Genomic DNA, 18,009 nt, shown 5'->3' with positions numbered 1-18,009 from the left:
GGGGCTTTGGGCGAAGGGATCGCGTCGCGCGACCGCAGCATTCTAGATGCAGCGGCGCGTCAGCAGCAACGCCCCTTGCCTGCCCCGTAGCGCGCCTCCAGCCGTTCGCGGAAGAAGGCCTCGTAGCTCATCGGCGCGCGGTCCGGGTGGGTGGCCGCCATGTGCGTCAGGTAGGCGTCGTAGTCGGGCAGCCCGACCATGAGCCGCAGAGACTGCTTGAGCGAGCGCGCAAAGTAGCGCCCGGCTTCCGGCAATGCGAGGCCCATGGCGTCAGTGCGCGGCCGTGGCAGCGGCAGCGGCCACTGGCTCGAACGGCGTCTCCTTGGTGGTCGGCCGGTTGGCCGCACGCGCTGCCAGGCAGGCCTTGATGCTGTAGACCAGCACGCTCAGCACCACGAAGATGAAGAGCGCGCACAGCGCCGCGTCGAGGCGGTCGTTGAACACGATGCGCGACATGGCCTCGGGCGTCTTGGCCGGAGCCACCAGCACGCCGCTGGCGATGCCGTCGGTGTACTTGGCCGCATGCGAGAGGAAGCCGATCTTCGGGTCGGCCGAGAAGATCTTCTGCCAGCCCGCCGTGAGCGTGCACGCCAGCAGCCACACGGCAGGCGCAATCGCCACCCACGCATAGCGCTCGCGCTTCATGCGGAACAGCACGACCACGCCCAGCATCAGCGCCACCGCGGCCAGCATCTGGTTGGAGATGCCGAACAGCGGCCACAGCGTGTTGATGCCGCCCAGCGGATCGACCACGCCCTGGTACAGGAAGTAGCCCCAGGCCGCGACGCACAGCGCCGTGGCGACGAGGTTGGCCGGCAGCGAATCGGTGCGCTTGAGCGCGGGCACGAAGCTGCCCAGCAGGTCCTGCAGCATGAAGCGGCCGGCGCGCGTGCCGGCATCCACAGCCGTGAGGATGAACAGCGCCTCGAACAGGATCGCGAAGTGGTACCAGAAGGCCATCATGGCCTGCCCGCCGATCACCTGATGAAGGATGTGGGCCATGCCCACAGCCAGCGTCGGCGCACCGCCTGCGCGGCCGAGGATCGTCGTCTCGCCCACGTCCTTGGCGGTCTGCAGCAGCATCTCGGGCGTGATCACGAAGCCCCAGCTCGACACCGTGGCCGCCACCTGCTGCGCGGTCGTGCCGACCAGCGCGCCGGGGCTGTTCATCGCGAAGTAGATGCCGGGCTCGATGCACGAGGCCGCGACCAGCGCCATCACCGCGACGAAGGACTCGGCCAGCATCCCGCCGTAGCCGATGAAGCGCGCATGGCGCTCGTTGTCGAGCATCTTGGGCGTGGTGCCCGAGGAGATCAGCGCATGAAAGCCCGAGACGGCGCCGCAGGCGATGGTGATGAACAGGAACGGGAACAGGCTGCCCGCCCACACCGGGCCGTTGCCCTGCGCGAACTGCGTGACGGACGGCATCTGCAGCGTAGGCATCACGAACACGATGCCGATGGCCAGCGCGATGATGGTGCCGATCTTCAGGAAGGTCGACAGGTAGTCGCGCGGCGCCAGCAGCAGCCACACCGGCAGGCTCGCGGCAATGAAGCCGTAGCCCACCAGCATCCACGTGAGCGCCTTGCCGTCGAAGGTGAAGAGCGGGGCCCACTCGGGGTTCTGGCTCACGGCCTGGCCGCCGAAGATGGCCAGCATCAGCAGCACGAAGCCGATCAGCGACACCTCGCCGATGCGCCCCGGGCGGATGTAGCGCAGGTACACGCCCATGAACAATGCCACCGGAATCGTCGCTGCCACCGTGAAGGTGCCCCACGGCGATTCGGCCAGCGCCTTCACCACGATCAGCGCCAGCACCGCGAGGATGATGATCATGATCATGAAGGTGCCGAACAGCGCGATCATGCCGGGCACCACGCCCATCTCCTGCTTGACGAGGTCGCCGAGCGAGCGGCCGTCGCGCCGCGTGGAGATGAACAGCACGATGAAGTCCTGCACCGCGCCGGCGAACACCACGCCGGCCAGGATCCACAGCAGCCCGGGCAGGTAGCCCATTTGCGCCGCCAGCACCGGACCCACCAGCGGGCCCGCACCAGCGATGGCCGCGAAGTGGTGGCCGAACAGCACGTTCTTGTCGGTCGGCACATAGTCCAGGCCGTCGTTGTGGCGGTGTGCCGGCGTCTTGCGGTTGCCGTCCAGGCCCAGCACCTTGTCGGCGATGAACAGGCTGTAGTAGCGGTAGGCGATCAGGTAGGTGCAGATCGCGGCGGCCACCACCCAGAGGGCGTTGACGCTTTCGCCTCGGGTCAGGGCCACGGTGCCGAGCGCGAATGCGCCGACCACGGCCACGACCAGCCACACCAGATGGCGTCGGATGCTGTGCATGCGGATGTCTCCTCTATATTGAACCCGAGGAGTTTTGCCGGGCTTCGGCGCGGGCGCATCCGTCGGACTGCGCGGAGTGCATGCGTGGCTTTGCGTAATGGAAAACCCGGGTACGGCAGGCGCCGTCCCGCAGTGCAATGCCTGCGGGCCTACACGCAGGAACCGGACCAGGCGCGAACATGTGAGCCCTCATCAGGACGCGATCAGGGGGCGAAAGAATCGAAGCCATGGACACACAACCACGCTGCTGCATCGCAGGTGGCGGTCCTGCCGGCATGGTGCTGGGCCTTCTGCTGGCCCGGGCCGGCGTGCCCGTCGTCGTGCTGGAAAAGCATCTCGACTTCCTGCGCGACTTTCGCGGCGACACCGTGCACCCGTCGACGCTCGAGATCCTGCACGAGCTGGGCCTGCTCGACGTCTTCCTGCAGCGCCCGCACGACCGCATCGAGGAACTGCGCGTCACCTTCGAAGGCCGCTGCATCCCGGTGGCCGATTTCACGCACCTGCCCTCGCACAGCAAGTTCCTGGTGTTGATGCCGCAATGGGAGTTCCTCGATTTCATGTGCGACGAGGCCCGGCGCTATCCGGGCTTCGAGCTGTGGACCGATGCCGAGGTCATCGGCCTGCTGCAGGACAAGGGACGCGTCAACGGCGTGAAGGTGCGGCGCGGCGCCCGCGCGGGCCAGCCGCAGGATGTCGAGCTGCACGCCTCGCTGGTGGTGGCGGCCGATGGCCGGCATTCCGCGCTGCGCGATGCCGCGGCGCTGCCGCACATCAGCTACGGCGCACCCATCGACGCGCTGTGGATGGCCATTCCCAAGCAGGCCGGCGACCCCTCCACCACCGGGGGCTACATCGCGCGCGGGCGCTTCCTGGCGATGCTGAACCGCGGCGACTACTGGCAATGCGCCTTCGTGATTCCCAAGGGCGGCCACGCTGCGCTGCAGGCCCGGGGCATCGGTGCGTTCCATGAAGAGATCGGAAAGGTCGCTCCCTTTCTCGCCGCCCGGCTGCCATCGGCCCTGCCCGGCTGGGACGCGGTGAAGCTGCTCGAGGTGACGGTCGACCGCCTCGAGGCCTGGTCGTGCCGCGGGCTGCTGTGCATCGGCGACGCGGCCCATGCGATGTCGCCGGTGGGCGGCGTCGGCATCAATCTCGCCGTACAGGACGCCGTGGCCGCCGCGAACCTGCTGGCCCAGGCCTTGGCCGGCGCCGCGAGCGAGAAGGAAATCGACGCCCTGCTGCCCCAGCTCCAGCGCCGCCGGGAATGGCCGGTGCGCGTGACGCAGGCGGCGCAGCGCCTGATACAGGACCGCGTGCTGGTGCCCGTGCTCGGCGGCGAGCTGGCGTCCGGCTCCGGGCACCTGCCCTGGCCGCTGCGGCTGCTGGCGCGCTGGCCGCTGCTGCGCAGGCTGCCGGCGCGGACCGTGGGCATGGGCGTGCGGCCCGAGCACGTGAAGTCGCCGCGGGCGTGATGGAACTGGCATTTCGTTACACAGCCGGGGCCTGGGGAGGCCGCCGGGCAGGCCTCTGCGAGAGGTCGCTGTTGTAGACTGCCAGGTTTTTCGATCAGGCGCGTTCAAGCGGTATGGGGCAAGTTTTCAGGCGCACAAGTTTCAACGGCTCGGCGCTCATTCGCTTGCTTTCCCGACTGGCTGACATCGATGCTCGCGAACCCGCACAACCCACCGCCGACCGACTGAGCCAGTGGTTCGGCTGGACCGATGCCATCTCGCTGTCCGCGGCGCTCGATGGCGCACCGGCAACGATGGCACAGCCCGGCACCCGCGCTCCCCGCAACACCGAAGAAGGCGAATGCCAACGCGTGCGCACCGCCCTGGCGAATGCCATCGCCGAAGACAGCACCTTCGGCACCGGCAAGGACGCGACGCCCGAGTTCACCCCGTACCGCCGGCGCTACCTTGCCCGGCAACAGGCGATGGAGGCCGGTGTCGGTTCGCTGCGCAGCCGGCTGCGCTCGGCGCTGGCAGCCAGATCGCCGGCCATGGCCCGGCTGGCATCGGTGGACGTGGTCATGGCGCAGGTGCTGGAGGCGCGCGAGCACAGCCTGCTGTCGGCCGTGCCCGGGATGCTCGAAAAGCACTTCGAGCGCTTGCGCAAGGCCGCCGGGACGCCTGACGAAGCAGAGACAGACAGCGGCACCCAGCCCCCCGATGCGTGGCTGGACGTGTTCCGCAAAGACGCCCAGGACGTGCTGCTCGCCGAACTGGACTTTCGATTTCAACCGGTCGAAGGGCTGCTCGAAGCACTTCGCACCCAGGCCACCAGGACCCCATGACCCGCTTCCTTCAATACGCCGTCTTTGTCGCAGGCCTGGCCGTCGTCGGCTGGGTGGGCGCCGGATACATCGGCACGAACCCGCTGGCGCTGGCCGTCACCGCGATCATCGGCGCGTCCTACCTCATGGGCGCACTGGAACTTCATCGCTTCCAGCAGGCCACCTCCACATTGACGCAGGCCGTGGCGGACCTCTCCACCCCGCCAGAGAACCTCGGCGCATGGCTCGGCCGGCTGCATCCTTCGCTGCGCAACGCGGTGCGCCTGCGCATAGAGGGCGAACGCGTCGGCCTGCCCGGCCCGGCGATGACGCCGTACCTCGCCGGCTTTCTCGTGCTGCTGGGCATGCTCGGCACCTTCGTCGGCATGGTGGTCACGCTCAAGGGCACCGGCCTCGCGCTGGAAAGCTCGACCGACCTGCAGACCATCCGCGACTCGCTGTCCGCTCCCGTGAAAGGCCTCGGACTGGCCTTCGGCACCTCCGTGGCAGGCGTGGCCGCGTCGGCGATGCTGGGCCTGGCCTCGGCGCTGAGCCGGCGCGAGCGGCTGCAGGCCGGGCAATTGCTCGACACCCAGATCGCGACCACCCTGCGCGTCTTCTCGCTCACGCATCAGCGTGAGGAATCGTTCAAGCTGCTGCAGCAGCAGGCCCACGCCATGCCCGAGCTGGTCGGCCAACTGCAGGCCATGATGCTGGCGATGGAACGCCAGAGCCACGCGCTGAACGAACGCCTCGCCACCAGCCAGGACCTCTTCCACAGCAAGGCCGAGGCCGTGTACGGCAGCCTCGCCGCTTCCGTCGACCAGTCGCTGAAGCAGAGCCTGACCGAGAGCGCACGCGTCGCCGGCGCGGCAATCCAGCCGGTCGTCGAAGCCACCATGGCCGGCATCGCGCGCGAAACGGCCACGCTGCACGACACCATCTCGCAGACCGTGCAGCAGCAGCTCGACGGCCTGTCGACCCGCTTCGAGGCCACCACCACCCGCGTGGCCGATACCTGGAAAACAGCGCTCGCTGAACACCAGCGCACGAGCGAAGCCTTGTCGAAGGACATGCGCAGCTCGCACGACCAATTCGCGCAGACCTTCGAGCAACGCTCGGCTGCGCTGGTCGACACCGTCTCCGCCCGCCTCGAGAGCGCCGTGGGCAACGTGTCGGACACCTGGGGCAGCGCGCTTGCGCAGCATCAGCGCGTGAGCGAAAAACTCTCGGGCGATGCGCGCCAGGCCCTGTCGTCGGCCGCCGCCGCCTTTGCACAGCACTCCGCGTCGCTGCTGGACACGGTCGATGGCGCACACGCGAGGCTGCAGACCGACATGGCATCGCGCGACGAGCAACGCCTCGCGGCCTGGACACAATCGCTCACGGCCATGGCCGCCTCGCTGCAAAAGGAATGGCAGCAAGCCAGCGCACACAACGCGGGCCAGCAGCAACAACTCCTCGGCACCATGGCGCAGGCCGCGCGCGACATGTCGGCCCAGACCGAAGCGCACGCGAAGAGCACCGTCGCCGAGATCGCCCAGTTGCTGCAGGCGGCTTCGGAAGCTCCACGGGCCGCGGCGGAGATCGTGTCCGAGATGGCATCGCGCGACGAACAGCGCCTCTTGGCGTGGACGCAATCGCTGGCCACCATGGCCGCATCGCTGCAGCAGGAATGGCAGCAGGCCGGCGCACACAACGCGAGCCAGCAGCAGCAACTGATCGACGCCATGGCGCAAACCGCGCGGGACATGTCGGCCCAGACCGAGGCGCATGCGAAGAACACCGTCGCCGAGATCGCGCAGCTGCTGCAAGCCGCAGCGGAAGCACCGCGCGCCGCAGCCGAGGTTGTCACCGAGCTGCGCCAGAAACTCGCCGACAGCATGACCCGCGACAACGCGATGCTGGAAGAGCGCAGCCGCATCCTCGAAACGCTGGCCACCCTGCTCGATGCCGTGAACCATGCCTCCACCGAACAGCGCACGGCCATCGACACGCTGGTGTCCGCATCGGCCGACCTGCTGGAGCGCGTGGGCAGCCGCTTCACCGAAAAGGCCGATGCGGAGTCCGAGAAGATGGCCGCCGTTGCCGCGCAGATCACCGGCAGTGCCGTCGAAGTTGCGAGCCTCGGTGAAGCCTTCGGCCTTGCCGTGCAGCTGTTCAGCCAGTCGAACGACAAGCTCGTGGGCCACCTGCAGCGCATCGAAGGCGCGCTGGGCAAGTCCATCACGCGCAGCGACGAGCAATTGGCCTACTACGTTGCGCAGGCGCGCGAAGTCATCGACCTGAGCATCATGTCGCAAAAGCAGATTGTCGAAGACATGCAGCAGATCGCCAGCCGGCAGCAACAGCAGGCACCGGTGGACAGCGAAGCATGATGCGCGAAGACCTCGATGCCGGCTTCGACGAACCGGGCGTGCCGGTGTGGGCGGTGTTCGGCGACCTGATGGCGGGCCTGCTCGGTGCCTTCGTGCTGATCCTGGTGTGCGCGATCGGCATGCAGCTGGAGCTCGCGTCCAGGCTGGAGACCGAGGTCAAGCAGCGGCAGGCCGAGGCCAAGCGCCGGCAAACGCTGGAGCAAGCTCTCGCGGGGCCGCTCGCAGCCGGCCGCGTGACGCTGAACAACGGCCGCATCGGCATCAGCGGCAGCGTGCTGTTTGCCTTCAATTCCGCGGAGCTTCAGCCCGAGGGCCGGCAACTGCTCAAGAGCCTGGCCGCGCCGCTGAGCGCGTACCTCAAGTCGCGCGACGAGATCCTGATGGTGAGCGGCTTCACCGACGACCGGCAGATGCGCGACAACGCGCGCCAGTTTGCAGACAACTGGGAGCTCTCGGCGCAGCGTGCCTTGACGGTGACGCGGGCGCTGATCGAATCGGGCATACCGTCGTCGTCGATCTTCGCGGCGGCGTTCGGATCTGAGCAGGCAGTGGCCTCGAATGCAGATGCCGATGGGCGCTCGAAGAACAGGCGCGTGGAAATGGCGCCCACGCCGAGGCCCTCCAACAATGCCAGCGCAAAGCCCCGTGACTGATCACGAGACGTGCCTCGACACCGCCGCGATGGTCGCCGCATCGATCAAGCGCGGCGATCATCGTTTCGATCCCGTACGCTTTCGTGTCATCGAAGCGATGGCCAGGCGCGCGGCCGCGTACAGCGGCGAGGCCCGGCGCATCCTCGACGACAAGGTCGCCACGCTGCTTGCCGTGTACGGCGAGGATCTTGGAAAGGCACAGCCAGCGGATGTTGCGAAGCAGGAAGCCGCACCAGAGCGCGGGGCGCTCGCCGGCCTCGTCGATCACATTGCCCGGCATGCACCGGTGCCTGGCGACAGCTCGCCGCCCGCGGCGGGCAATGCGGCACGCGGCCTCCCCGCCTTTTCGCCTTCCACCGAACTGAAGTCGATCCGCTACTTCAAGAGCACATGGTCCAGGCTCAGCGCGGATCGGCGCTTGACGCAATCACTGGCGAAGGTGCCGGAGAACGCGGGCCCCCTCAACTCGCATCACCTCGTGCACCGTTCGCTCACGCTGATGCGCGACCTGTCGCCGGAATACCTCAACCGGTTCATGTCGTATGTCGATGCGTTGTCGTGGGTCGATCAGTTGAACGGCAGCAGCGCCGCGGCGGGCGCGGCGAGCCCGCGCACCGAGGGCCCTGCCAGGAAGAGCGGTCGCGGCAAGTCCGCCTGAACCCTCAGGGCCGCCGAGCCTGCGTCGGCTGGCGCGACCAATACACGCCGTCGAGCCTGTCGAGCCGCACTTCGCCGCCGGTCGACGGCGCATGCACGAAGCGGCCTCCGCCCACGTAGATGCCGGCATGCGTCGGTGCGAACGAACCGAAGAGCACGAGGTCGCCGGTGCGAACGTCGGACATCGCCACCGGACTGCCGAAGGACGCCATCCGCGCCACCGTGCGCGGCGGCGACTGCCCCACGCTGTTGAGATAGACGTAGCCGATGAGGCCGCTGCAGTCGAAGCCGCCATCCGGCGTGTTGCCCCCATAGCGGTACGGCGTGCCGACCAGCCCCAGTGCATGGATCGCGATGCTGTTGGTTTGTTCGGCCGTCAGCGTGCTGGTGACGGCGGCTCCCGGCCGTGGCCCGGTGGGGCCTGCGCAGCCCAGAACCAGAAGACAGGCCCCTATCGGAAGGAGTCGAAGCAGCCACTGCGACAGCGGCAGCAAGAGCGCGTGGGAACGTTGCGTTGGCACAGGTGCGTCGGGCATGTCTGATGGCTGAGCTTGTGAACGTGCACGGACTCTAGCGCGGAACGCGACGGCTACCTGAAGACGGCCCCTCCGCAGGCCGTGCGCTGCTGCGCCGGCGCCACGGAGGAAGGAAAGAAGCTCTTACTGGCCTGCGGCGGGCGCGTTGACCGCGTCCTTCAGCGCCTTGCCGGCGGTGAACTTGGGCGCTTTGCTGGCCTTGATGGTCATCGGCTCGCCGGTCGACGGATTGCGGCCCGTGCGCTCGGGGCGGCTCGCCACGGCGAAGGTGCCGAAGCCGATCAGTTGCACCGTGTCGCCGCCGGCCAGGGCGCGCGACAGGTTTTCGATGGTGGCGTCGAGCGCGCGGGCGGCGTCGGCCTTGCTGAGGTTGGTGTCGGCGGCAATGGCCGTGATGAGGTCGGTCTTGTTCAAGATGAGGTTCTTTCTTCGATCGGACGGTTGAAGGGAAATGAGTGGCGCGGAGCGCACCGGGCTCGAACTTTAAACGCCCCGCCGAGGGAGCGGGACATGCGCGCGTTTCAAAAGTGAAACATCGTGATCGATGCACGCTGGCGCGGGAAGAATCTGCAGCGCAACGGACTGCACCCACGCATTCACCGGAAGCCGAAGACCAGCAGCAGGTTGTTCGCGGGCATCGCGTGCCGCTCGCGCAACACGAGGCCTGCTCGGTGCGCCTCTGCCGTCACGTCTTCCACGCGGCGAATGCCCCATGCGGAATTTCGGGCGCGCAGATCTTCGTCGAACGCGAGGTTGCCCGGCGCCGTTGGAACTTCATCTTCCAGATACGGCCCGTACGTGATCAACACGCCGCCAGGAAGCAGATGCCGCGCGGCCCCCTGCATCAAGGCAGCGCATGTGGTCCAGGGCGCGATGTGCAGCATGTTGGCGCAGTAGATCGCGTCGAACTTCTTTTCTTCTTCAGCGGGTGCGGAACCCTGCAATGGCCATCGAGGGGCCATCACGTCGAGCAGGAGCGGCGGGCGGAGATTCGGTCGCGCGGCTTCCGCGACTCGGCTTGCAATCGCGGGGAGCATGCGGGCATCTGCGTCGGTGGGTTGCCATACCCATTGAGTCATGGTTGCCGCGAACCAGGCGGCGTGCTGCCCCGTACCGGACGCAATCTCCAACACAGTGCCACGCTCGCCGAGGAGGTGGATCAGCGCGTCCAGAATGGGCTGCTTGTTGCGGTCGGCGGCGGGGCTATGGGGAAGGTCGGGCATTCGAGGGGATTTTGATGAGGTTGTTTGAAGGACATCGGGGCAAGGGTATTTCGATGTTGCCATGAAGGCCTGGCTACCGTGCATCGAGCGCCAACCCGCAAATGAAAAAGCCCCGCCGAGGCGGGGCCGTGCAACGGGCTCGATGCCGATTCAGTGGAACTCGTAGAGCGCCACTTTCTTGCTCATCTCCAATTGGCGGGACGTGCGTGCCCAGAGCTCGAAGTTGTTGACCGACGTGCCCGCGGCGTACTGCAGTCCGAGGCTGCTGTCGCAGTGCAGATCGTTCACGGTCTGCGTCGAGCAGCGCAGGACCACCGAGCGTGCCTGGCTCGCAACGCCCGTGCTGTCGTTGAAGCGCGCGCCCTGCTGGCCCGGGCCGGGGCTCGGTGCGCGCCCGTACGCCGTGAACGACGTGGGGGGAAGCGCGCCTTGCGGCACGGTCCACGCGTCCAGGTTGCCGTCGGCGCTGAAGTCGATGAGGTTCGGATCGTTCTGGCTTGGCGCACCGAAGACGAGGTTGCCCGTGGCCGAGCTTGCCGAGATCAGCTGCGAGCGCATTGCCGCCGTCAGGCCGACGAAGGCGACCTGACGGATCTCCCCGATGCTCTGCGCCCGCGACAGCGTGCGGTAGGACTGCGTCACATTGCCGGGATTGCCGACAGCGCCGCCCACCGGCACGAACTCGAGCTTCCAGACGCTCTGGTCGTTCAGCGCGCTGATCTGCGCGTCGCTGTACTGCGGGTTCAGGAAGAACAGGCTGCTCTCCCTGTCGCTCGGGTTGCCCGCCGTCGCGGTGTTCTGGTACTCGCCGCGCAGGCGGAAGACGCTGCCGGATGTCGGCGTCACGCCATCGTCCTTCGCGGCGACGAGATAGGACAGCCCCGCGGTCGGCAGGTAGACCCGCGTCGAGCCGGTGGGGGTCGTCAGCACCACCTGGCTGAAGATCGAATTGCCGTTGCCGTCCGTCTTGTTGTCGATGTTGACGTTGTAGCCCGTCGTGTAGTAGCTGAAGTCCGGCGTGTTGATCAGCTCGCGATGTTCGGAATAAGGCCGCACGCGGGCGGCATAGGTGTAGCCGTTGCCCGACAGCTTGAGCGTGCCATTCACGTTGCGCGCAACGATGGTGTCGTAGTCGACGTTGCCGGACACGTCCGTCGTGCGGTAGCTCAGGAGCAGGTCGCCGTTCGCGCGAACGTGCTCGAAGTTGCCGCGGTCCCACTTGAGTCCGGTGGTGCCGGGCCTGAACAGGCCCGCGAAGGCGCCGGCGTTGCTGCCGTCGCGCCCCACGTACGAGCCGTTCTGGTAGTAGGTGCCGGGGTCGTCGCCGACGAACATCGTGCGGCAGGCGGGCGCGATCACGTCGGTGGCGGTGCCCGTCACGGCCGACGTGTCGTTCGGCGCGTTGACGCGCTGCGACAGCGGCAGTGCAAAGCATGCCGTGACTTTGTCGAACAGCGCCGCGACCGCCGCGGGCGACGGGACCTGCGCCAGATCGCCGGCCGCGATCGGAGGCAGCGTCGGCGTGGTGCTGTCGCTGGAACGGAAAGTGATCGAAACGGGCGCGCTGCCTTCGGTCGCGGGGACGGTCTTGACCGTGATCTCGATGTTGGCGGCGGTGCCGTCGGGGCGTACGCTCACCGAGATGGCGTCGAGCACCTTGTCCGGGCCGGTGCCGTCGGCCACGAAGACGCCGGAGACCGGATCGAGGGTCCCCTGGCCCAGCGTGCTCAGCAGCGGCTGGAGGGCGGCCACCAGGCTCGTCACCTGCTGCTGGATCGAGGCTTCGGTCAGGGCGCCGGGGTTCGCCTGGATGGCACCGGCCAGGCTGGCGGGGTTGCCGTCCGGCGACAGCCGGGAAACGATGATGGTGGTCAATGGCGAGACGTTGGCCGTGCCCCCCGTGGTGCTGGCGGTCGTGCTGTAGAGCGTCAGGTCGTCGCGCTGGGCCGTGATCACCAGCGGGGCCTTGGCGCTGGCGGGCAGAGGACAGGCGTAGGCCCCTGCGATGTCGGTCTGCGTCGTGCACACGGTGGCGCCGGTCTGGTCGACGACGACGATGCTGGCGCCCGCGAAGGGCGCGCCGGTGGCGGCCACGCCGGACAGCTGCGATGAGGTCTGCGGCGGGTTCGAGGCTGGCGGCGCCGATGGCGGCGTCGACGGCGGGGCCGCTGGCGGCGACCCGGCAACGGGGAACAGGGCGGCGCCGCTGCCCCCGCCGCCGCCGCCACCACAGGCGGCCAACAACACCAGGCTGGTACTTGCCGCAGTCGCACACAGCGTTTTCTTGAAAGATGTCATGTCGGGAGGTCCTCGTAAAAAAACAGAGCCGGATGTCACAAAATGTGGAGCGCAGTGTGCGAAAGATGGCTGAAGGCCGCCTCCCCTGATCGCGGGATACGCGGCCTGTGCAAAGCAGGCAAAGCTCGCGCATCGGAAGCCCACGCGCGCCTGCGTGCGGGCCTGTCACTCACCGGTTCCCAGGAAAGAGACCTGAATGAAAACTGTGCTCGCGACACCCCCTGCGGCCGCGCTGTGCAATGACCGCCATTGACCGCGTCCGCGTCGCGCTGGTCGAGGACGAGGCCGGCACGCGCGCGCGCCTGTGCAGCGCGGTGGCCCAGAGCCCGGCGCTGGAACTGGTGTTCACGGCAGCCACGGCCGGCGAGATCCATGCCTGGCTGCGCGAGGGACGGCCCGACGTGCTGCTGGTCGATCTCGGCCTGCCCGACGGCTCGGGCTTCGAGGTCATCGAGTGGTGCCGCCAGCTCGCGCCGAAGGCCGAGACGATGGTGATCACGATGTTCGGAGACGAGGCCAACATGATCCGGGCCTTCGAGGCCGGCGCGCGCGGCTACCTGCTCAAGGACGGCACCGAGGACGATCTGTCGCGCCACGTACTGCAGCTGCACGCCGGCGGCTCGCCCATGTCGCCGATCATTGCGCGTCAGCTCCTGACTCGCATGGCGCCCGGCACGGCCGCGCCGATCGCTGCGGCCGCGCCCGCCGTCGCCTCGCTGTCGCCGCGCGAGACCGAAGTCCTCGCCCTAGTCTCCCGCGGCTATACCTACCCCGAACTGACGAGCCTGCTCGGCGTTTCGCTCAGTACCATCCAGACCCATGTCAAGAGCATCTACAGCAAACTTGCCGTGCATTCGAAAACCGAGGCGGTCTTCGAGGCCCGTCAACTGGGCTTGCTGGATCGCTAGCCTGGCGCTCGCGCTGCTGTTGGCCGCTCCGCGCGCCGAAGCGGGCAATGCCGGCGATGCGGGCGGTGGGGCCGACGCGGGCTTCGTGCAGATCGACCGTGCGCTCGTCACGCTCTGGCCCGATGGAAGCCCGGCCGAGGCGCCCGTCGAGCGCGCCCTGCCACATCGGTGGGACATCGACCACCCGCACAGCGGCGGCAGGGCCCGCTATCAGCTCATGCTGCCGCCGGTCCGCGGTGCGGAGCCATACGCGCTTTTTTTTCCGCGCATCGGCAACCAGGTCGAGGTGCGCGTCGGCGGCCATCTGGTGACCAAGCTGGGCGAGCTGGGCGATGAATCGACGGACATGGCCAAGCTACCGGTCCTGATGACCGTGCCGGCCGCCCTGCTCTCGCATGACGCCCCCACCGAACTGCAGGTGGATGCGGCGGTGCAGCCCGGCCGCTGGGGCGGACTCAGCGCGGTCATCTTCGGCGTCCAGTCGGTGGTCGTTCCGATGTATCGCACCAATGAACTCTGGCGCCAGTCCGCTCCCACCGCAATCACCTGGGCACTCGTGTTCATGGGGCTGATTGCGGGCGGCCTGTGGTGGCAGCACCGGGAGGGCCTGTATGGCATCTTCGCGCTGATCTCGCTGTTCGGGGTGACGACCATCTCCGGCCGGCTGCTGATCACGCCGCCGCTGCCGTGGCCGGCCTGGGGCGCGGTCGGCGGCATCGCGCTATGCGTGCTCCTGCTGCTGATGGCGCGCTTCGTCATGGTGGCGATCGCCGAGCTGCGCCCCTGGATGCGGGTTGCCTTCTGGGTGTACCTGGGGCTGTGCGTATGCGCCGTCACGGCCAGCTTTCTGTGGCACCAGCCGTTGATCTACACCTTGGTGCTCGGCAGCCTGCTACTGCCGGCGATGGTGATGATGTACAGCATCGTGCGAAAGATGTGGATGGCGCCCACGTGGGAGTCGACGCTGATGTGCCTGGCAGGCGTCACGGCGATCGTCGCCGGTGCGCGCGACTTCATGGTGGTCCGCATTCCCGAGTCGGGTTCGATGTCCTACGCCATGCTGCCGCTGGCCGTGTTCTTCCTGGTGCTGGCGATGGGCGGGACGGTCGTGGGGCACTACGTTCGCCAGGTGGCCGCATACAGGGAGCTCAATGCCTCTCTGGCGCGGCGCATCGCCGAGCGGGAAGCCGAGCTCGGCGAGTCCCATCGGCTGCAGCAGCGTCAGAGCGAGGAGCAGGCCGCGCTGCAGGAGCGCCAACGCATCATGCGCGACATCCATGATGGCGTGGGCGCACATCTGGTGGGACTGCTCAGCATGATGAAGAAAGGCGGCGCCGCGGCCGAGGCGCTGCAGGAACAGGCTCACGCGGCGCTCGACGAACTGCGCATGGCGGTCGATTCGCTGCAGCCGGTGAACGGCGACCTCGCCACGGTCCTCGCCACGCTGCGCTATCGGTTGCAGCCGCGGCTGGAGGCCGCGGGGCTGCGGGTCGAATGGGAGGTGGCGGCGCTGCCCGAGATGCGCAGCCTGACGCCGACCACGGTGCTCAACGTCCAGCGCATCCTGCTCGAAGCCTTCACCAACGTGCTGAAGCACGCAGCGGCCACCACCGTGCGCGTGACGGCAAGGCGGGTCGAAGGCCCCGACCGGCTCGAGCTGCGCGTGCAGGACGACGGAGCCGGTATTTCCGCGGAGCAGGGCCGCGTGTCCGGCCACGGCCTGGGCAACATGCGGGCACGGGCGCAGTCCATCGGCGCGGCCCTTGTCGTCCAGCATGCGCAGCCGCATGGCACCATCGTCGAGCTGAGTTTGCCCATGGCTTAAGCACTAAGCGCACAGGAAGAACGGGATTCTGACAATGTGATTTTGGCAATGAGTCTGGATCTCCGATGACCATCACCATCACCGCCTTTGAACGGTCGCCCGATGGCGGCAAGGACGAAGCCGTGCACAACTGATTCGTTTCGCCTCGGCCCCAACACTAAGATCCAAAATCGCACACCATCTTTGCCAAACCAGGAAAATCAAGGAGGCCTCCATGCAACGAACGATCGTTCTCGCTCGTCTGGCTTTGCTCTTGCCGCTCTTTTTTGCAGCGGCTTCGGCAAGAACTCACCCGGAGCAATTCGTCTGTACCGGCACATTGAGCTCTGGCTCTGGCATGGCGGGTTCATCGCTGGAAAAGAGCGGTCGGGCGACCTGCTTCTTTGAGGCCGACACCTACGCCGAACAACGGGCGCAAAAGATCTGCAGGCAGAACCAGCCGTGCGAAGTCGTCGCCATGACCCGCATCGACGGAGACAAGCGCATCATTGAACAGGTGCTTTCCATCAATGGCGTCCGGCAACCCGCGGGTGCTCTCCATGCACAAAAGGATGATGCTGCTGTGAACGGGCAAGCACGTGCAGAGGCGCTGGATTGCCCCGGCAAAACCTTCGAAACCTTCGTGGAGAAATTCGCAAACAGCATCTCCCTCCAGGCGAAGTTCACGCGCTGGCCGCTGCAATCCACTGCCATCGATGCCAAGGCGGAGCCAGAACCGAAGCCCGTGACGAAACAACTCACGCAGCGGCAAGTGACTTATCCGCTGATGACGGCGCTAGATCGCGCCAAACGCGAAGGCAAGATCATTCGGATCGCAAAGGACGAGGACTCGGGAGGTCAGATCGAAATTGCCGGATCGAACTCCGGAGAGAAGGTCCGCTATCTCTTCAAGCGATCGGGAATGTGCTGGAAGCTGACGGCTATCGACGATCAATCGATCTAGCACGACGTTAAATCTCTCTTGGGCATTGCACCTCTAACGCGAGGTCCGAAATGCGCATTCCTTCCTTCTGGCAGTTGGCGATCCTCAGTAAGCTGGATAGATGATCGTCCCCGTGCTACTCCTGCGACCATCGCGGGCTGGGAGGACGTCAATCAGATGGAAATTCGATATGAAACGACTCTTCCTGGTTTCGATGTTGATGTGGGGCCCAGTCTTGGCATACGCCCAGCAGCCACCTAACAGCGGATCACCCTGCCCGCCTGGAATGATCCCCGGTTACGGAAAATGCTATTCACCTAGCGATCCGGATCTGTATGGTCCAAACGAACAACGGCAACGCAGCGCCAGGCCGGACGGCGCAGCCAACCACGGGGATGGCTGGCTTCGCTATGAAACTGGCAAGTGGACGGAGAGCTTCGGAGCGTTTGCCGACGATGGGAGAGGCGTAAAGGGCTCTGGTGGCAGGTCGGAGGACAGCACAAGCGCCCAAGCTGCAAGAAAGGAAGCATTGCGCGATTGTGGCAAGCAGGATTGCCAGATCAGAATTGAGATGCGCAATGGATGTTGGGCGGTGGCTTATGGAAAAAGGAGCACGTTTTATTTTGGTACGGAGGTCGACATGGTTGGGCCCGACCCGAAAACGGCCGGCTTGAAGCTGGTTTCAAGCAAAGCGTTGGCCATGTGCAAGCAAGCAGGCGATGTGAACTGCGAAGTCAGAAACACCTCTTGCAGCCTCCCGTCTCAGTGAGGGTTCGATGCTGCGCACCTTTCTAAAAGGGCACATCACGCTGATGTTCGAGATGCCCGGGAACGTCACGCGCAAGATCCGGGTTCCGATCGATCTCTCCATCGCAGACAAGGATCCGCGGCCCGCCATCTAGGGTTCTGGCTGTTCGATAGGCATCCCCGACGCTCACCGCCAGCCGACCGCCTCCAGCGCACCGACTTCTTGTAGGCGGCCATCCCACTTCCTACCAGAGGTGCGGAATGAGACGATGACGTACACGGCTTGCGTATTCGTTGTACCCGGGAAGATCGCGGCGCAAGATTTTTTCCTCATCGAGAAGCCGCCAGAAGAGCACCGGCAGGATGAGCGGGACGAGACAGATCGTGAGCCACGAGCCAAGTGCAAGCGGCATGCCAATGAAAAGCCAGAGTGCGCCAGCGTACATAGGATGACGCACATAAGCGTAGGGGCCGCTGTCGATCACTTTTTGATCATCCGCGACACTGATGTTGGCTGCTGCATAACTATTGACCTTCAGCACCCAGAAAATAAAGAGGAACGACAAGACGATCACGATGTTCCCGACAAAGGACAGGTACGCGGGCACCAGCGAGACGCCAAATCGGTAGTCGAGTGAAGGCAGGATGATAAAAATAAAAAACGCGAGGATGATGAGCGACACGATGATCTTCTGCGACCACTCTTTCTCATGCTGCGGTCCGGCATTCATACGGCGTTCGAGAAGCGGCCTGTCGTGAAGGGCGAGATAGACGGTGAAGCCGATGGTCGAGACGGAAAAGACTGCGATAAAGAGCCAGCCTTGCCAGTATTTCCACGTGCCCGCGGGCAAGAAAATGAAGGCAACGAATACGGCCATCCCCGCAACCCCTTGCGCGATGGCTTTCTTGTAGAGCGGGTCCATAGACGAGTGAATGGTATATCCGACGCTCCGCAACAAGCGACCCAAGTGCGAAGTTTCCGATGACCGCTCTGGAGGGCGAGAGCCGGCAGCTCAGAGGCCTTCGCGCCAACTTCTCCTGCGGCTACAGTCGGCCACACGCAGACGCTTGGGGAACACGATCAGTTCGCCCCGAAGCTGATTCAAATGGAATGCTCAGAGCCCATAACTGCCATCTTCACTTTAGAAGGCCTGTCTCGCGCAGAAAGAACTTCTGTTGAAGATTCCTCGATTCCTTGGCGCAATCGTCAATCGGCAGCGCCGGTACACAAAGCGCTG

Annotated in this window: 17 protein-coding genes; 10 read left to right on the top strand and 7 right to left on the bottom strand. The window is 66.1% G+C overall.

Going from position 1 to position 18,009, the window contains the following annotated elements:
* Nucleotides 1–59: 59 nt before the first annotated feature.
* Nucleotides 60–266 (bottom strand): YbdD/YjiX family protein, encoded by a 207-nt coding sequence (locus tag PMI12_RS23115; RefSeq protein ID WP_007837269.1) that lies wholly within the window; start codon nt 264–266, stop codon nt 60–62.
* 4 nt (nt 267–270) lie between these two features.
* On the bottom strand, nt 271–2,346 hold the full coding sequence (locus PMI12_RS23110; protein WP_007837268.1) for a carbon starvation CstA family protein: 2,076 nt from the start codon (nt 2,344–2,346) through the stop codon (nt 271–273).
* A 227-nt stretch (nt 2,347–2,573) separates the two neighbouring features.
* On the opposite strand from PMI12_RS23110, the gene PMI12_RS23105 reads away from it, so the two are divergent.
* The 5 genes from PMI12_RS23105 to PMI12_RS23085 all read left to right on the top strand — a co-directional run bounded on the left by PMI12_RS23105 (nt 2,574) and on the right by PMI12_RS23085 (nt 8,313).
* Nucleotides 2,574–3,821 carry an FAD-dependent oxidoreductase gene (locus tag PMI12_RS23105; RefSeq protein ID WP_042674069.1) on the top strand — a complete coding sequence of 416 codons (1,248 nt, stop codon included), beginning with the start codon at nt 2,574–2,576 and terminating at the stop codon, nt 3,819–3,821.
* Nucleotides 3,822–3,934: 113 nt separating this feature from the next.
* Nucleotides 3,935–4,645 carry a DUF3348 domain-containing protein gene (locus PMI12_RS23100; RefSeq protein WP_007837265.1) on the top strand — a complete coding sequence of 237 codons (711 nt, stop codon included), beginning with the start codon at nt 3,935–3,937 and terminating at the stop codon, nt 4,643–4,645.
* On the top strand, nt 4,642–7,002 hold the full coding sequence (locus PMI12_RS23095) for a DUF802 domain-containing protein (protein WP_007837263.1): 2,361 nt from the start codon (nt 4,642–4,644) through the stop codon (nt 7,000–7,002). Before PMI12_RS23100 ends, PMI12_RS23095 begins: the two co-directional genes overlap by 4 nt.
* Nucleotides 7,002–7,655 carry an OmpA family protein gene (locus PMI12_RS23090; protein ID WP_042674078.1) on the top strand — a complete coding sequence of 218 codons (654 nt, stop codon included), beginning with the start codon at nt 7,002–7,004 and terminating at the stop codon, nt 7,653–7,655. Before PMI12_RS23095 ends, PMI12_RS23090 begins: the two co-directional genes overlap by 1 nt.
* On the top strand, nt 7,630–8,313 hold the full coding sequence (locus tag PMI12_RS23085) for a DUF2894 domain-containing protein (protein WP_007837261.1): 684 nt from the start codon (nt 7,630–7,632) through the stop codon (nt 8,311–8,313). Before PMI12_RS23090 ends, PMI12_RS23085 begins: the two co-directional genes overlap by 26 nt.
* A 4-nt stretch (nt 8,314–8,317) precedes the next feature.
* Here PMI12_RS23085 and PMI12_RS23080 read toward each other — a convergent pair whose 3' ends face one another.
* From PMI12_RS23080 to PMI12_RS23065, 4 genes are all read right to left on the bottom strand, one after another.
* Entirely contained in the window at nt 8,318–8,848 is a 531-nt protein-coding gene (locus PMI12_RS23080) for a C40 family peptidase (protein WP_007837260.1), read from the bottom strand.
* A 123-nt stretch (nt 8,849–8,971) separates the two neighbouring features.
* Nucleotides 8,972–9,262, bottom strand: coding sequence for an HU family DNA-binding protein (locus PMI12_RS23075; RefSeq protein ID WP_007837258.1), 291 nt, complete (start codon nt 9,260–9,262; stop codon nt 8,972–8,974).
* A gap of 182 nt (nt 9,263–9,444) precedes the next feature.
* A complete protein-coding gene (locus tag PMI12_RS23070) occupies nt 9,445–10,071 on the bottom strand; it encodes a DUF938 domain-containing protein (protein ID WP_007837256.1) in 627 nt (208 codons plus the stop codon).
* A gap of 150 nt (nt 10,072–10,221) precedes the next feature.
* Nucleotides 10,222–12,369 carry a hypothetical protein gene (locus tag PMI12_RS23065; protein WP_007837254.1) on the bottom strand — a complete coding sequence of 716 codons (2,148 nt, stop codon included), beginning with the start codon at nt 12,367–12,369 and terminating at the stop codon, nt 10,222–10,224.
* A 239-nt stretch (nt 12,370–12,608) separates the two neighbouring features.
* Between PMI12_RS23065 and PMI12_RS23060 the strand changes: the two genes are divergently transcribed.
* The 5 genes from PMI12_RS23060 to PMI12_RS29580 all read left to right on the top strand — a co-directional run bounded on the left by PMI12_RS23060 (nt 12,609) and on the right by PMI12_RS29580 (nt 16,926).
* Nucleotides 12,609–13,277 (top strand): response regulator transcription factor, encoded by a 669-nt coding sequence (locus tag PMI12_RS23060; protein WP_007837248.1) that lies wholly within the window; start codon nt 12,609–12,611, stop codon nt 13,275–13,277.
* A gap of 19 nt (nt 13,278–13,296) precedes the next feature.
* Nucleotides 13,297–15,102, top strand: coding sequence for a sensor histidine kinase (locus PMI12_RS23055; protein ID WP_007837247.1), 1,806 nt, complete (start codon nt 13,297–13,299; stop codon nt 15,100–15,102).
* A gap of 214 nt (nt 15,103–15,316) precedes the next feature.
* Nucleotides 15,317–16,045 carry a hypothetical protein gene (locus tag PMI12_RS27875; RefSeq protein ID WP_007837246.1) on the top strand — a complete coding sequence of 243 codons (729 nt, stop codon included), beginning with the start codon at nt 15,317–15,319 and terminating at the stop codon, nt 16,043–16,045.
* 100 nt (nt 16,046–16,145) lie between these two features.
* On the top strand, nt 16,146–16,793 hold the full coding sequence (locus tag PMI12_RS29680; RefSeq protein WP_007837245.1) for a DUF4189 domain-containing protein: 648 nt from the start codon (nt 16,146–16,148) through the stop codon (nt 16,791–16,793).
* A 7-nt stretch (nt 16,794–16,800) separates the two neighbouring features.
* The gene (locus PMI12_RS29580; RefSeq protein ID WP_007837244.1) at nt 16,801–16,926 is read left to right on the top strand and encodes a hypothetical protein; all 126 of its coding nucleotides are present in this window, start codon (nt 16,801–16,803) and stop codon (nt 16,924–16,926) included.
* Nucleotides 16,927–17,016: 90 nt separating this feature from the next.
* Here the strand turns inward: PMI12_RS29580 and PMI12_RS23045 are convergent, their stop codons facing one another.
* Nucleotides 17,017–17,694 carry a methyltransferase family protein gene (locus PMI12_RS23045; protein ID WP_007837243.1) on the bottom strand — a complete coding sequence of 226 codons (678 nt, stop codon included), beginning with the start codon at nt 17,692–17,694 and terminating at the stop codon, nt 17,017–17,019.
* Nucleotides 17,695–18,009: the final 315 nt, after the last annotated feature.

Source organism: Variovorax sp. CF313 (assembly GCF_000282635.1).
Taxonomy (GTDB): Bacteria; Pseudomonadota; Gammaproteobacteria; order Burkholderiales; family Burkholderiaceae_C; genus Variovorax.
The sequence above is the reverse complement of the archived record's forward strand: the minus strand, read 5'-3'. Positions and strand labels throughout refer to the sequence as shown.

What these genes read in the sequence shown, in the direction of transcription:
- PMI12_RS23060 (WP_007837248.1), top strand. Translation starts at nt 12,609, where the DNA reads ATGACCGCCATTGACCGCGTCCGCGTCGCGCTGGTCGAGGACGAGGCC.
- PMI12_RS23080 (WP_007837260.1), bottom strand. Translation starts at nt 8,848, where the DNA reads ATGCCCGACGCACCTGTGCCAACGCAACGTTCCCACGCGCTCTTGCTG.
- PMI12_RS23110 (WP_007837268.1), bottom strand. Translation starts at nt 2,346, where the DNA reads ATGCACAGCATCCGACGCCATCTGGTGTGGCTGGTCGTGGCCGTGGTC.
- PMI12_RS23115 (WP_007837269.1), bottom strand. Translation starts at nt 266, where the DNA reads ATGGGCCTCGCATTGCCGGAAGCCGGGCGCTACTTTGCGCGCTCGCTC.
- PMI12_RS23045 (WP_007837243.1), bottom strand. Translation starts at nt 17,694, where the DNA reads ATGGACCCGCTCTACAAGAAAGCCATCGCGCAAGGGGTTGCGGGGATG.
- PMI12_RS23090 (WP_042674078.1), top strand. Translation starts at nt 7,002, where the DNA reads ATGCGCGAAGACCTCGATGCCGGCTTCGACGAACCGGGCGTGCCGGTG.
- PMI12_RS23085 (WP_007837261.1), top strand. Translation starts at nt 7,630, where the DNA reads ATGCCAGCGCAAAGCCCCGTGACTGATCACGAGACGTGCCTCGACACC.
- PMI12_RS23070 (WP_007837256.1), bottom strand. Translation starts at nt 10,071, where the DNA reads ATGCCCGACCTTCCCCATAGCCCCGCCGCCGACCGCAACAAGCAGCCC.
- PMI12_RS29580 (WP_007837244.1), top strand. Translation starts at nt 16,801, where the DNA reads ATGCTGCGCACCTTTCTAAAAGGGCACATCACGCTGATGTTCGAGATG.
- PMI12_RS23095 (WP_007837263.1), top strand. Translation starts at nt 4,642, where the DNA reads ATGACCCGCTTCCTTCAATACGCCGTCTTTGTCGCAGGCCTGGCCGTC.
- PMI12_RS23105 (WP_042674069.1), top strand. Translation starts at nt 2,574, where the DNA reads ATGGACACACAACCACGCTGCTGCATCGCAGGTGGCGGTCCTGCCGGC.
- PMI12_RS23065 (WP_007837254.1), bottom strand. Translation starts at nt 12,369, where the DNA reads ATGACATCTTTCAAGAAAACGCTGTGTGCGACTGCGGCAAGTACCAGC.
- PMI12_RS23100 (WP_007837265.1), top strand. Translation starts at nt 3,935, where the DNA reads ATGGGGCAAGTTTTCAGGCGCACAAGTTTCAACGGCTCGGCGCTCATT.
- PMI12_RS29680 (WP_007837245.1), top strand. Translation starts at nt 16,146, where the DNA reads ATGATCGTCCCCGTGCTACTCCTGCGACCATCGCGGGCTGGGAGGACG.
- PMI12_RS27875 (WP_007837246.1), top strand. Translation starts at nt 15,317, where the DNA reads ATGCAACGAACGATCGTTCTCGCTCGTCTGGCTTTGCTCTTGCCGCTC.